Origin of the sequence: Microbacterium paraoxydans, from assembly GCF_019056515.1 — a bacterium.
Classification (GTDB): Bacteria; Actinomycetota; Actinomycetes; order Actinomycetales; family Microbacteriaceae; genus Microbacterium.
In genome coordinates this window covers 2514196-2526540 of the sequence record NZ_CP064873.1, presented here as the reverse complement: position 1 = coordinate 2526540, position 12345 = coordinate 2514196, and the positions used below count along the sequence as shown (strand labels likewise).

At 71.5% G+C, this 12345-nt stretch carries 14 protein-coding genes; 10 read left to right on the top strand and 4 right to left on the bottom strand.

All coding sequences use genetic code 11. The annotated features are described in order from the left end of the window. Nucleotide 1 precedes the first annotated feature (1 nt). A complete protein-coding gene (locus IZR02_RS12335; RefSeq protein ID WP_025104297.1) occupies nt 2-685 on the bottom strand; it encodes a winged helix-turn-helix transcriptional regulator in 684 nt (227 codons plus the stop codon). Nucleotides 686-759: 74 nt separating this feature from the next. Between IZR02_RS12335 and IZR02_RS12330 the strand changes: the two genes are divergently transcribed. From IZR02_RS12330 to ygfZ, 3 genes are all read left to right on the top strand, one after another. Next, complete coding sequence (locus tag IZR02_RS12330; RefSeq protein ID WP_025104298.1) at nt 760-1050, top strand: hypothetical protein; 291 nt, start codon at nt 760-762, stop codon at nt 1048-1050. A gap of 147 nt (nt 1051-1197) precedes the next feature. Further along, the gene (locus IZR02_RS12325; RefSeq protein ID WP_025104300.1) at nt 1198-1800 is read left to right on the top strand and encodes an FABP family protein; all 603 of its coding nucleotides are present in this window, start codon (nt 1198-1200) and stop codon (nt 1798-1800) included. 12 nt (nt 1801-1812) lie between these two features. Next, nucleotides 1813-2928 carry a CAF17-like 4Fe-4S cluster assembly/insertion protein YgfZ gene (gene ygfZ / locus IZR02_RS12320; protein WP_025104301.1) on the top strand — a complete coding sequence of 372 codons (1116 nt, stop codon included), beginning with the start codon at nt 1813-1815 and terminating at the stop codon, nt 2926-2928. A gap of 15 nt (nt 2929-2943) precedes the next feature. On the opposite strand, the gene IZR02_RS12315 is transcribed toward ygfZ, so the two are convergent. Further along, nucleotides 2944-3765, bottom strand: a complete 822-nt coding sequence (locus IZR02_RS12315) for a class I SAM-dependent methyltransferase (protein ID WP_025104302.1) — start codon at nt 3763-3765, stop codon at nt 2944-2946. 59 nt (nt 3766-3824) lie between these two features. On the opposite strand from IZR02_RS12315, the gene IZR02_RS12310 reads away from it, so the two are divergent. After that, entirely contained in the window at nt 3825-4574 is a 750-nt protein-coding gene (locus tag IZR02_RS12310) for a phosphoglyceromutase (protein ID WP_025104303.1), read from the top strand. A 79-nt stretch (nt 4575-4653) separates the two neighbouring features. On the opposite strand, the gene phoU is transcribed toward IZR02_RS12310, so the two are convergent. After that, entirely contained in the window at nt 4654-5352 is a 699-nt protein-coding gene (phoU, locus tag IZR02_RS12305; protein ID WP_025104304.1) for a phosphate signaling complex protein PhoU, read from the bottom strand. Between the two features lie 214 nt (nt 5353-5566). Here phoU and IZR02_RS12300 point away from each other — a divergent pair, with 214 nt between their 5' ends. Both IZR02_RS12300 and IZR02_RS12295 read left to right on the top strand, forming a co-directional pair. After that, nucleotides 5567-6790: a sensor histidine kinase gene (locus IZR02_RS12300; protein WP_025104305.1), complete on the top strand. Its 1224-nt coding sequence runs from the start codon at nt 5567-5569 to the stop codon at nt 6788-6790. Continuing rightward, nucleotides 6787-7470, top strand: coding sequence for a response regulator transcription factor (locus IZR02_RS12295; RefSeq protein ID WP_025104306.1), 684 nt, complete (start codon nt 6787-6789; stop codon nt 7468-7470). Before IZR02_RS12300 ends, IZR02_RS12295 begins: the two co-directional genes overlap by 4 nt. A 58-nt stretch (nt 7471-7528) precedes the next feature. Here the strand turns inward: IZR02_RS12295 and IZR02_RS12290 are convergent, their stop codons facing one another. Next, nucleotides 7529-7999 carry a hypothetical protein gene (locus tag IZR02_RS12290; RefSeq protein WP_025104307.1) on the bottom strand — a complete coding sequence of 157 codons (471 nt, stop codon included), beginning with the start codon at nt 7997-7999 and terminating at the stop codon, nt 7529-7531. A 134-nt stretch (nt 8000-8133) separates the two neighbouring features. Here IZR02_RS12290 and IZR02_RS12285 point away from each other — a divergent pair, with 134 nt between their 5' ends. The 4 genes from IZR02_RS12285 to rlmB all read left to right on the top strand — a co-directional run bounded on the left by IZR02_RS12285 (nt 8134) and on the right by rlmB (nt 12345). Further along, nucleotides 8134-8616: a CarD family transcriptional regulator gene (locus IZR02_RS12285; RefSeq protein WP_025104308.1), complete on the top strand. Its 483-nt coding sequence runs from the start codon at nt 8134-8136 to the stop codon at nt 8614-8616. A 68-nt stretch (nt 8617-8684) separates the two neighbouring features. Beyond that, on the top strand, nt 8685-9932 hold the full coding sequence (gene ispD, locus IZR02_RS12280) for a 2-C-methyl-D-erythritol 4-phosphate cytidylyltransferase (RefSeq protein ID WP_025104309.1): 1248 nt from the start codon (nt 8685-8687) through the stop codon (nt 9930-9932). A gap of 9 nt (nt 9933-9941) precedes the next feature. Continuing rightward, nucleotides 9942-11348, top strand: a complete 1407-nt coding sequence (gene cysS, locus IZR02_RS12275; RefSeq protein WP_025104310.1) for a cysteine--tRNA ligase — start codon at nt 9942-9944, stop codon at nt 11346-11348. Next, the gene (rlmB, locus tag IZR02_RS12270; RefSeq protein ID WP_025104311.1) at nt 11341-12345 is read left to right on the top strand and encodes a 23S rRNA (guanosine(2251)-2'-O)-methyltransferase RlmB; all 1005 of its coding nucleotides are present in this window, start codon (nt 11341-11343) and stop codon (nt 12343-12345) included. The genes cysS and rlmB overlap by 8 nt, the downstream gene beginning before the upstream one ends.

Genomic DNA, 12345 nt, shown 5'->3' with positions numbered 1-12345 from the left:
GTCAGCGCGAGCCGACCAGGCTGTCGTCCTCGTAGACGTTGAAGCGGTACCCGACGTTGCGCACGGTGCCGATGATCTGCTCCTGATCGCCGAGCTTGGCGCGGAGCCGTCGCACGTGCACGTCGACGGTCCTGGTGCCGCCGAAGTAGTCGTACCCCCACACCTCGCTGAGCAGCTGCTCGCGGGTGAACACCCGGGACGGGTGGGTGGCGAGGAAGTGCAGGAGCTGGAACTCCTTGTAGGTGAGGTCCAGCGGCCGCCCGTGGAGCTTGGCCGAGTAGGACTGCTCGTCGATCGTGACGCCGGAGGCCTGCACGCGCGCCGGTTCGGCGACCTCGTCCCGTCGCGCGAGCGCCAGACGCACGCGTGCGTCGATCTCCGCAGGACCGGCCGTCGCCAGCAGGACGTCGTCGATGCCCCACTCGCCCGACAGCGCGCTCATGCCGCCCTCGGTCACCACGAGCAGGAGCGGTGCGTCCTGTCCGGTGGCCCGCAGCAGTCGGCACAGCGACTTCGCCCCGACGAGGTCGTGGCGGCCGTCGACGATCACGATGTCGTACTCCGGGGCATTGATCAGCTGCGCCGGCTCCGCCGGGATCTGCCGCGTGCGATGGCTCAGCAGCTCGAGGGCGGGCAGCACCTGCTCCGAGAGCGGAGCATTGGTCAGAACCAGCACCAGGGCCACGCGCACTCCTCACCGGCGGGGGGATCGACGCCGTGCCGCCATGATAGCGGCCACCGATGCGCAAGAATGGAGACATGTCAGAACCGGCACTCGCGCCCCGCAACGCCTTCACCGGCGTCATCGCGGTCTGGGCGACCGCGTTCGTCGGCAGCATCGTCATCGGGATCTTCGCTCCGGAGGAGTGGCGCATCCCCTGGATGCTGGTCGGCTTCGGGGCGGTGGTGCTGCTGTCCTTCGCCGCGCAGCTCTGGTACGGGCGCACGCAGGGCTTCATCTTCCGCGTCGCGAGCAGCGTGACCGGTGCGCTGCTGCTGATGGGGATCATCTCGGTCGGCTTCGGCCTGGCCGCCCTCATCCCCTCCTGACCCGGATCGCCGGGGGTAAGGTGGAGGTCATGGACATCATGGCGCTCGAAATCTTCTTCATCGGCCTGCTCGGCCTGGCGAGCCTCGCGATCGTTTTCGTGTCGGCCGTGGTGCTGCGCAACCTCTTCCGCGGCCAGCGCTGACGACATGATCGAACTCCCCACCGACCTTCCCGCCGACCTCGCCCCGCTGGCGTGGCTGATCGGCGTGTGGGAGGGGTCCGGGGTGATCGACTACCCGGTCGGCGAGGAGCGTCTGCAGGGCGAGTTCACGCATCGCGTCAGCTTCAGCCACGACGGGGGACCGTTCCTCAACTACGCGGCCACGGCGACCTTCGTCGGTGACGAGGGTGCGCCCGCCGTCCCGCTGACCGCCGAGTCCGGTTTCTGGCGTCTGGCGCGTCCGGCCGCGGCGACCGACGCGGGACCGGCGCTGCTGCCGCCGACGGCGACTCCCGTCACCCGCACGGTCGACGACGTGGAGGCGCTGCGGTCGGACAACGGCGCGTTCCCGCTCGAGGTGTCGCTGGCGCGCTCGGACGGCATGCTCGAGTACTACCTCGGCGAGATCAACGGACCGCGGGTCGACCTCGCGTCGGACGCGATCGTGCGCGGCGCCGGTGCCAAGGACTACGGCTCCGCCTCGCGGATGTACGGACTCGTCGACGGGCACCTGCTGTGGGCGTGGGACATCGCCGCCCTCGGCACACCTCTGCGGGCGCACGCCTCGGCGCGTCTCGCCCGCGTCTGAACGGAGCACACGGTGAGCACCAGCGTCTTCGACGGCGTCCCCGGCGCGACAGCGGGGGAGCGCGGGATCGCCCACTTCGGTGATCCGTTCCGGGAGCAGCGCCGCCTCGCGGCCGGAACGGCGATCGCGCCCCTCGACGACCGGACGGTCATCGAGGTGTCCGGTCCCGAACGCCTCCCCTGGCTCGACTCCATCACGTCGCAGGCGGTGGGTCGCCTGCGCGCGGGGGAGAGCACCGAGCTCCTCGTCCTCGATCCGCAGGGACGGGTGGAGCACGCGGCCGGCGTCCTCGACGACGGCACCTCGACCTGGCTCCTGGCGGATGCCGGCGATGCCGAGGGGCTCGCGACGTGGCTGACGCGGATGAAGTTCCGCACCCAGGCCACGGTCGAGCTGCGCCCCGACCTCGCGCTGCTCGGCTTCGTCGACGGCGGACCCGCGGCCGAGCGCGTGCGCGGCCTCGACTACGTGCGGATCTGGGTCGACCCGTGGCAGCAGGTCGCCGTCGGCGGCCATCAGTACGCCGACGTGGCCGCGCACCCCGGGGCCGACCTCGCCTGGCGGGTCGGCATCGTGCCCGGGACGGCGGCGCGGGCGCTCGCCGCGGAGCTCGATCGGGAGGATGCCGCCGGACTCCTCGCCGCCGAAGCGCTGCGCATCGCCGCCTGGCGCCCGCGGTGGGCGGCCGAGGTGGACGAGCGATCGCTGCCGCACGAGTCGGACTGGCTCCGCAGCGCCGTGCACCTGAACAAGGGCTGCTACCGCGGGCAGGAGACCGTCGCGAAGGTGCACAACCTCGGTCATCCACCGCGGCGGCTCGCACTGCTCCAGCTCGACGGCAGCGACGCCGTGCTTCCGGAACCCGGAGCCCCCGTGTTCGCGGGCGATGACGAGGTCGGGCACGTCACCTCCTCCGCGCGGCATCATGAGGACGGGCCGATCGCCCTCGCCCTCCTGTCCCGTCGCGCCCCGATCGGCGATCTCGTCGTCCGGGCCGAGGGGATCGACATCGCCGCGTCCCAGCAGATCATCGTCCCGGCCGACGCCGGCGCCACCGCGGACATCCCGCGCCTGACGCGGCTGTCCCGCCGACCCACGGCGCCCGATCCCCGCGACGCCGGGCTCTGAGACACCGGACCCTGGTCAGGCCGGTGCCACGGCGTCCCACGGCAGGGTGAGCTCGCCCAGCCGCCACCGGCTCCGTCCGCCCTGCACAGGCCAGCCCTGATCGCGTAGCGCGGTCACCGCGGCGAGGAAGCGCTGCGTGGCCCCGAAGGTCGACAGGGGAGCAGCGCGCTCCCACTCCCGGTCCAGGTCGACGAGCAGGGCGTGGATGCGCTCGCCGGGGACGTTGCGGTGGATGAGGGCCTTGGGCAGCCGCTCCGCCACGATGCTCGGGACCTCGAGCCCGCGGAGGCGGAGGGAGACGGTGAAGCGGAGCGGCATGCCGCCAGGATCGACATCGACCCAGCTCGCCACGCGCCCGATCTCGTCGCAGGTGCCCTCCACCAGGAGCCCGTCCGGCGCGAGGCGGTGCGCCATCGTCTGCCAGGCGGCGGCGACCTCGGCCTCGTCATACTGCCGCAGGACGTTCATCGTCCGGATGACGGCGGGGCGCCGACCGCCGGGGAGTGGTACCTCGAACCCGCCGCGGGCGAAGGAGACGCGGAGGTCGGCGGGGAAGGGCGTGCGGCCGGCCCGGACCTCGGCGAGCTGCTGCTCCGCGGTGGCCACCCGGTCCGGGTCGAGCTCCAGACCGCGCACCTCCGCGTCCGGCCGCACGCGTCGCAGTCGGGCGGCCAGCTCGAACGCGGTCACCCCGCTCGCCCCGAAACCGAGGTCGACGACGAGGGGGTCGGCCGCGCGTCGGAAGGCGGGGGAGGCGGCGATCCACCGGTCGTTCCGACGCAGCCGGTTCGTCCCTGTCGTGCCGCGGGTCGGCCGACCGAGGGGAGATGACGCCATGCGTCCATCCTCCCTCCTCCGCCGCTGTGCCCGCTGCGCGCCCCGGATAAACTGGCGACATGACTGCGAAGCGCACCCTGATCCTGCTCCGCCACGGCCAGAGCGAGTGGAACGAACTGAACCTCTTCACCGGCTGGGTGGATGTCCGCCTGACCGCGCAGGGCAAGAACGAGGCCCGTCGCGGCGGTGAGCTGCTCGCCGAGTTCGGCATCCTGCCCGACGTGCTGCACACGTCCCTGCTGAGCCGGGCGATCCAGACCGCCGACATCGCGCTGGATGCCGCCGACCGGCTGTGGATCCCGGTGAAGCGCTCCTGGCGGCTCAATGAGCGCCACTACGGGGCGCTGCAGGGCAAGGACAAGGCGCAGACGCTCGAGGAGTTCGGTCCGGAGCAGTTCCAGCTGTGGCGCCGCTCGTTCGACGTGCCGCCGCCCCCGCTGGACGACGCGAGCGAGTTCAGCCAGGTGGGCGACGCCCGCTACGAGGGCATCGACGGCGAGGTGCCGCGCACGGAGTCGCTCAAGCTCGTCATCGACCGCCTCCTGCCGTACTGGGACGCGGAGATCGTCCCCGACCTGGAAGCCGGTAAGACCGTCCTCGTGACCGCGCACGGCAACTCGCTGCGCGGCCTCGTCAAGCACCTCGAGGGCATCAGCGACGACGACATCGCCGGCCTGAACATCCCGACCGGCATTCCGCTGGTGTACGAGCTCGACGAGAACAACGCGCCGACCGGTCCCGGCCGGTACCTCGACCCGGAGGCCGCCGCCGCCGGTGCCGCGGCCGTGGCCGCCCAGGGCAAGAAGTAACCGAGCCCCCGGTTTCACGTCGAGACCCCCTGCCGCAGGCGACTGCAGCAGGGGGTCTCGGCGATGAGGCGGGGTCTCGTCAGGCGTGGCCGAGCTGCTCCTGCTGCTCCACCGCGAGGGCGATGTCCTCCTCCTCGACGTGCCAGTCGCCCGTCGCGAGGTAGACGACCTTCTTGGCGACGGCGACCGCGTGGTCCGCGAACCGCTCGTGGTAGCGGCTGGCGAGTGTCGCGTCGACCGTGGCGACGGCCTCGCCCTTCCAGTTGTCGCTCAGCACCTTCTCGAAGACGCTGGCGTGCAGTTCGTCCACGTCGTCATCGGCGTTGCGGATCGCGTCGGCGAACTTCAGATCCTGGGTTCGGAGCAGCTCCGTGAGCGTGCGGGAGATCTCCACGTCCAGCTCGCCCATCTTCACGAACGTGCCCTTCAGGCCCTTCGGGATCGCGCGCTCCGGGAAGCGCAGGCGGGCGAGCTGGGCGATGTGCTCGGACATGTCGCCCATCCGCTCCAGGGACGCGCTGACGCGGAGCGCCGTGACGACGATCCGGAGGTCGCGCGCGACCGGCTGCTGTCGGGCGAGGATCTCGATGGCCTGCTCGTCCAGCGCGACGGCGAGCTCGTCGATCTTCGCGTCGTCGGCGATGACCTCCTCGGCCAGCGCGACGTCGCTCGTGGCGAACGCGCGGGTCGCCTTGTCGATGGAGACCGTGACGAGCTCGGCGATCTCGACGAGGCGGGACTGCAGGTCCTCGAGGGACTGGTGGAAGACTTCGCGCATGGTGGGCGCAACCTTTCATTCGGATCCCGGCTGACGGTCCAGCGCGGGGCGGCGGGGCGTCCGCGGGGAGAGCACTGCGCGCGCGCAGGCCTGAAGCGATTGTCTGCTCCGAAGGTTAACGAACGGTGCCCAGCGAGTGAATAGTACGTCTCCGCTCCCCGGGATGGCGCGGAAACCCGCCGGATCGACGGTGAACGCGCTCTACGCTGGAGTCATGACCCTGCCGCAGCTCGCGCTGTCCTCCCTCGCCATCGGGTTGGCGATCGGGGTGGGCCTCTCGCTCCTCGTCGTCTGGGCGTATCGGGCGCGGGCGCGGGCGGAGGAGGAGACGTCGATGGCGATCCCGCCCGGGATCACCGACGTGCTGCGCAGCATGGACGACGCCGCGTGCGTGGTCGACGTCTCCGGCCTCGTGCTCGCCACGTCGAAAGCCGCCGCACGGTTCGGGATCGAGGTCGGATCGACTCTCGAGAACCCGGAGCTCCGGCAGCTCGTGCGGGGCGTCCGCTCGACGGGGGAGACGGCGACCGAGTCGCTGCGCATCACCCGCGGCGGTCTCAGCCTCGACCCCCGCCTCGTGTCGGCCAGGGCGAGCGCCATCGGCACGCGCCTCGTGCTCCTCATCATCCGCGACGTGACCGAGCAGGAGCGCCTCGACCAGATGCGCCGTGACTTCGTGGCCAACACGAGCCACGAGCTCAAGACGCCCGTCGGTGCCGTGAGCCTGCTCGCCGAGGCCATCGAGTCCGCCGCCGACGACCCCGCCCAGGTGCGGGCGTTCGCGTCGCGGATCTCGGCGGAGGCCGGCCGTCTCGGTCAGCTCACCGGACGCATCATGAGTCTGTCCCGGCTGCAGGCGGAGGACGGGCTGACCGAGGTCGCCCCGGTCTCGATCGACGAAGTCATCGCCTCTTCGATCGAAGCCCACGTCGTGCAGGCCGACTCCGCCGGTGTGGAGCTCGCCCGCGGTGGAGATCGCGGCGTCTGGGTCCGCGGCGACGCGCAGATCCTCATCGAGGCCGTCGGCAACCTCATCGCCAACGCCATCGTCTACTCGCCCCGCGGCTCCCGGGTGGGCGTCGGGGTGAAGGCCGACGACGACGTCGTGGAGATCGCCGTCTCCGACCAGGGCATCGGGATCGCGGAGGCCGACCGCGAGCGCATCTTCGAGCGGTTCTACCGCGCGGACGAGGCCCGCTCCCGGCGCACCGGCGGCACCGGCCTCGGGCTGTCCATCGTCAAGCACGCCACCCAGCGGCACGGAGGAGAGGTGCGGCTGTGGTCGCGCCCGGGCCGCGGGTCCACGTTCACCATCCGCCTGCCCCGGATCGACGCCCCCGCGAACACCGGGCAGGGCAAGAAGAGCAAGAAGAAGCGCGCGCGCAAGGCCGTCCCCGCCACCGGGGCGACGCGCGTCCGAAACGGAGAGACCGCATGACCCGCATCCTTCTCGTCGAAGACGAGCCCGACCTCGCCGACCCGCTCGCCTACCTGCTGCGCCGCGAAGGCTACGAGGTGGAGATCGCCGAGGACGGCCCTGGTGCGCTGACGGCCTTCCGGGAGCGCGGTGCCGACATCGTGCTGCTCGACCTCATGCTGCCCGGCATGCCGGGGACCGAGGTGTGCCGTCAGATCCGGTCCACGTCGGCCGTGCCCATCATCATGCTGACGGCGAAGGACTCCGAGGTCGACATCGTCGTGGGGCTCGAGCTCGGCGCGGACGATTACATCACCAAGCCGTACTCGTCGCGGGAGCTGCTCGCCCGGATGCGGGCGGTGCTGCGGCGGGTGGTGCAGGCGGAGGCCGAGCTCGACGAGCGGGTGCTCGAGGGCGGGCGCGTCTCGCTCGACATCGATCGGCACACGGTGGCGGTGGCCGGCGAGCAGATCAACATGCCGCTGAAGGAGTTCGAGCTGCTGGAGGTGCTGATGCGCAACTCCGGCCGGGTGCTCACGCGCGGCCAGCTCATCGACCGGGTGTGGGGGAGTGACTACTTCGGCGACACCAAGACGCTCGACGTGCACATCAAGCGCATCCGCTCGCGGATCGAGGAGAACCCGAGCGAACCGGTGATGCTGGTGACCGTCCGCGGCCTGGGGTATCGCTTCGAGGGGTGACCGCACACAAGAGAGGCCGGCACCCGTGGGTGCCGGCCTCTCTTGTCTGTCTGCGGACTCAGTCCTGCGGAGCGAGGTCCGAGTAGTACGGCAGGGTGCCGTCGAGGACGGGCACCTGCGTGGTCACACCCGCGGAGTCGCCGGACTGGAAGTGCATCGCGACGGTGGCGCCGGGCATGGTGTCGAGGCCGACGATCTCCACCGGCTCCTGGTCGGCGCCGAGGCTGACCGATCCGCCGGCGGGCACGGTGATCATGAACGGCTCGCCGCCCTCGAGGGAGACCGTCAGGGTGGCGCGGTCCTGCGTCGGGTTGACGACCGCGCCCACGAAGTTCCCGGCCGTGCCGTCTTCGTTCGCGATGATGAGGGCGTTCCGGACGGCGATGGGGCCGTCCTCGTCCGACACGTTCACGCCGTCGGAGGCCGCGTACTCGATCTTCGTCGACTGCGGCGTGATGAACGTGCACCCGGTCGCGCCGAGCAGAACGAGGGCGCTGATGGCGGCAGACGCGACAAGGCGCGATTTCACGGGTCCTCCTGAGGTCCGACGGGATATCCCTCCCCATTCTATGGGTAAGTCGAGGAGCCGCTGGGAACAGGAAGCGCGAACCTTAGCGCATATCCCCTGTGGTATCCTTGAGGTTGCCGAAAGGACATGTTTTTATGCTTTTTGAGGTTGGCGAGACCGTCGTCTATCCGCACCATGGCGCTGCGACCATCATCGAGGTCAAGGAACGCGTCATCAAGGGCGAGACGAAGAAATACCTGAAGCTCAACGTCACGCAGGGCGATCTCATCATCGAGGTCCCGGCCGAGAACGTCGACCTCGTCGGCGTCCGCGACGTGATCGGCAAGGAGGGCCTCGACCACGTGTTCGAGGTGCTGCGCGCGCCGTTCACCGAGGAGCCCACCAACTGGTCGCGCCGGTACAAGGCGAACCTGGAGAAGCTCGCGTCCGGCGATGTCATCAAGGTGAGCGAGGTCGTACGCGACCTCTGGCGCCGCGACCAGGACCGCGGCCTGTCCGCGGGTGAGAAGCGGATGCTGGCCAAGGCTCGGCAGATCCTCATCTCGGAGCTGGCCCTGGCCGAGAAGATCGACGAGGACAAGGCGGGCGCACTGCTCGACGAGGTCCTCGCGTCCTGAGACGTCCTTCACGGAAGGCGGGTGCTGCGGCACCCGCCTTCCGTCGTCTCCGCCGGTAACGTGAAGCTGTGAGCATCCTCCCCGTCCCGCATACCGCGATCATCGTCGTCGCCGCCGGCTCCGGCACCCGTCTCGAGGCCGGAGCGCCCAAGGCGTTCGTCGGCATCGACGGCCGCACCATCCTGCGGCACGCCCTCGACGGCGTCTTCGCGGCGGCGCCCTTGCAGGTCGTGGTCGTCGCGCCCGCAGGCTACGAAGGCGACGCGGAGACGGAGCTGCGGGAGGCCGCCGGCGATCGTGCCGACCTGGGCCGCGTGGTCACCGGAGGGGCGACGCGGCAGGAGTCGGTCGCCGCGGGGCTCGCCGCCCTGTGGGGGGACGTCACGACGGTGCTCGTGCACGACGCGGCGCGCGCCCTCACGCCGCCCGGCGTCATCGACGCGGTGGCGGCGGCCGTGGTCGCCGATGCCGGTGCGGTGCCGAGCCTGCCTGTCGTGGACACGCTCAAGCGCGTCGCGGACGGTCTCGTCGTCGGTGCCGTGGATCGTGCGGAGCTCGCGGCCGCGCAGACTCCGCAGGGCTTCCCGCGCGCGCTGCTGGAAGCGGCGTACGCGGAGGCGACCGCCCGGGGTGCCGAGTACACCGACGACGCCGCGCTCTTCGCCGCGGCCGGGAACACCGTGCGCCTGGTGCCGGGTTCCGAGCGTTCGTTCAAGATCACCACTCCCGCCGACCTGGAGCGCGCCCGCCTCCTCGTCGCGACGTCGTCGGGATCGCCCGCCTCGGCGGCGCGGCCGTCGACTCCCGTCGGGGGCGCACCCCGTGTGGGCATCGGCACGGACGTGCACGCCTTCGGTGGCGACGGGCCGCTGTGGCTGGCCGGGCTGGAATGGCCGGGGGAGCGCGCGCTCTCCGGGCATTCGGACGGGGACGCGGTCGCCCACGCGATCGTCGACGCCCTGCTCGGCGCCGCCGGGCTCGGCGACATCGGCGAGCACTTCGGCACCGCTCACCCGGAGTATGCGGGGGCGCACGCCGATGTCTTCCTCTCCCGCACCGCGGAGCTCCTGGCGGAGGCGGGCTTCGCGATCGGCAACGTGTCGGTGCAGTTCCAGGGCAACCGCCCGCGCTTCAGCGGACGACGCGGGGAGGCCGAGGCTGCTCTGTCGGCGGCGCTCGGGGGCGCTCCGGTGGCCGTGACGGCCACGACGACCGACGGCCTCGGCTTCCCGGGACGGGGCGAGGGGATCGCGGTCACGGCCGTCGCGGTCGTCACCCCGCGACCGGAGCGGAGTCTCTCAGCGCCCGCCGAGTAGGCTTGAGCGGTGACTCTCCGCCTCTACGACACCCGCGCACAGCTGCTGCGCGACTTCGTGCCTCTCGATCCCGAGAACATCACGATGTACGTGTGCGGACCCACCGTGCAGTCCGGCCCGCACATCGGCCACGTCCGCGCGGCCCTGAGCTTCGATCTCCTGCGCCGCTGGCTGACGCACCGCCACGGCCGCGTGACCTTCGTGCGCAACGTCACCGACATCGACGACAAGGTGCTCGCCAACGCCACGGACGCCGAGCCGTGGTGGGCGCTCGCCTACCGGATGGAGCAGGAGTTCGCCGCGGCCTACGCCGGCATCGGCATCCTGCCGCCCACGTACGAGCCGCGGGCGACGGCCTCCGTCCCGCAGATGCAGGAGCTCATCGCGCTGCTCATCGACCGGGGCCACGCGTATCCCGCTCCCGACGGGTCGGGCGACGTGTACTTCGATGTGCGCTCCTGGCCGTCCTACGGCGATCTCACCCATCAGTCGGTGGACGCGATGGAGGCGGCGCAGGACGCCGACCCGCGGGGCAAGCGCAACCCCCAGGACTTCGCCCTGTGGAAGGGGGCCAAGCCCGACGAGCCCGCCGACGCGACCTGGGCGTCGCCGTGGGGGCCGGGGCGTCCGGGCTGGCACATCGAGTGCTCGGCCATGGCGAAGCGGTACCTCGGCGCGGAGTTCGACATCCACGGCGGCGGCCTCGACCTGCGGTTCCCTCATCACGAGAACGAGCTCGCGCAGTCGACGGCCGCGGGTGACGGCTTCGCCCGCTACTGGGTGCACAACGGCCTCGTGACCGTCGAGGGCCAGAAGATGTCGAAATCCCTCGGCAACTTCACCCTCGCGCGGGACGTGCTCGCGGAGCGGGATCCGCTGGTCGTGCGCTACGCCCTCGCCGCCGCGCACTACCGGTCGAGCCTCGACCTCTCGGAATCGTCCTGGGCGGAGGCGGACGCGGCGCTCGGCCGTATCCGCTCCTTCCTCGATCGCGCGCTCCGCGCGGCCGGCGAGGAGATCGGTGCCGAGGACGCGCGGAGCCTGCCCGACGCCTTCGTCGAGGCGATGGACGACGATCTCGGCGTGCCCCAGGCGCTGGCCGTCGTGCACGAGAGCGTGCGGAGCGGGAACTCGGCGCTGGACGCGGGCGACACCGGCACGGCCCTGGACGCGGCGCGGGCGGTGCTCGCCATGACCGGGATCCTCGGTCTGGACCCGCGCACGGGATCGGGCGCCGCCGGGGGCGCGCAGGCAGCGGCGCTGGACGCGCTGGTGCAGGAGATGATCGCGCAGCGCGCCACCGCGCGCGCGGAGAAGGACTGGGCGGCGGCGGATCGCATCCGTGACGCGATCGCCGCCGCAGGAATCACGCTGGAGGACACTCCGGCCGGAACTCATTGGAGTATCGATGGCTAAGCCAGGGCGCCCCGGCGCGAGCAAGGGAAACAAGAAGGGCCCGACCAAGGGCACCGGCGGTCTCGGGCGCAAGGCGCTCGAGGGGCGCGGGCCCACGCCGAAGGCGGAGGACCGCGCGTGGCACCCCGCCGGTAAGCGCAAGGCCGCGGCCGAGCGCTACGCGGCTGCGGGCGGAAAGGGCAAGCCCGGTGGGCGCCCCGCCTCCGGAGGCAATCCGAACCGCAGCGCCCGGTCGAAGGACAACACCACCGACACCGAGACGGTCACCGGGCGCAACTCCGTGCTCGAGGCGCTGCGCGCGAAGATCCCGGCGACGGCGATGTACATCGCGCAGCGCGTCGAGATGGACGACCGCGTCAAGGAGATGCTGTCGATCGCGACCCACCGCGACATCCCGGTGCTCGAGGTCACCCGCCAGGAGCTCGACCGCATGGCCGGCTTCGACGGCGTGCACCAGGGCGTCGCCCTCAAGGTGCCGCCGTACGAGTACGCGCACCCGCAGGACCTCCTGGAGCAGGTCATCGACCGCGGCGAGACGCCGCTGTTCGTCGCCCTCGACGGCATCACGGACCCGCGCAACCTCGGTGCGATCATCCGCTCGACGGCGGCGTTCGGCGGCCACGGCATCATCCTGCCGCAGCGCCGTTCCGCCGGTGTGAACTCCGCGGCGTGGAAGACGAGTGCGGGCGCGGCGGCGCGCATCCCGGTCGCCCTGGCGTCGAACCTCACCACGCAGCTCAAGGAGTTCAAGAAGCAGGGCGTGTTCGTGCTCGGACTCGACGGTGACGGCGACGTCTCGCTGCCCGCGCTGGAGCTGGCGGACCGTCCCGTCGTCATCGTCGTGGGCTCGGAGGGCAAGGGCCTGTCCCGCCTCGTGACCGAGACCTGCGACCAGATCGTCTCCATCCCCATCTCCGCGGCGACCGAGTCGCTGAACGCCGGCATCGCGGCCTCGGTCGCGCTGTACCAGGTCGCGACCGTCCGCGCCGCGGACTGA

What these genes read in the sequence shown, in the direction of transcription:
- IZR02_RS12330 (WP_025104298.1), top strand. Translation starts at nt 760, where the DNA reads ATGTCAGAACCGGCACTCGCGCCCCGCAACGCCTTCACCGGCGTCATC.
- IZR02_RS12325 (WP_025104300.1), top strand. Translation starts at nt 1,198, where the DNA reads ATGATCGAACTCCCCACCGACCTTCCCGCCGACCTCGCCCCGCTGGCG.
- IZR02_RS12315 (WP_025104302.1), bottom strand. Translation starts at nt 3,765, where the DNA reads ATGGCGTCATCTCCCCTCGGTCGGCCGACCCGCGGCACGACAGGGACG.
- IZR02_RS12310 (WP_025104303.1), top strand. Translation starts at nt 3,825, where the DNA reads ATGACTGCGAAGCGCACCCTGATCCTGCTCCGCCACGGCCAGAGCGAG.
- phoU (WP_025104304.1), bottom strand. Translation starts at nt 5,352, where the DNA reads ATGCGCGAAGTCTTCCACCAGTCCCTCGAGGACCTGCAGTCCCGCCTC.
- IZR02_RS12300 (WP_025104305.1), top strand. Translation starts at nt 5,567, where the DNA reads ATGACCCTGCCGCAGCTCGCGCTGTCCTCCCTCGCCATCGGGTTGGCG.
- IZR02_RS12295 (WP_025104306.1), top strand. Translation starts at nt 6,787, where the DNA reads ATGACCCGCATCCTTCTCGTCGAAGACGAGCCCGACCTCGCCGACCCG.
- IZR02_RS12285 (WP_025104308.1), top strand. Translation starts at nt 8,134, where the DNA reads ATGCTTTTTGAGGTTGGCGAGACCGTCGTCTATCCGCACCATGGCGCT.
- rlmB (WP_025104311.1), top strand. Translation starts at nt 11,341, where the DNA reads ATGGCTAAGCCAGGGCGCCCCGGCGCGAGCAAGGGAAACAAGAAGGGC.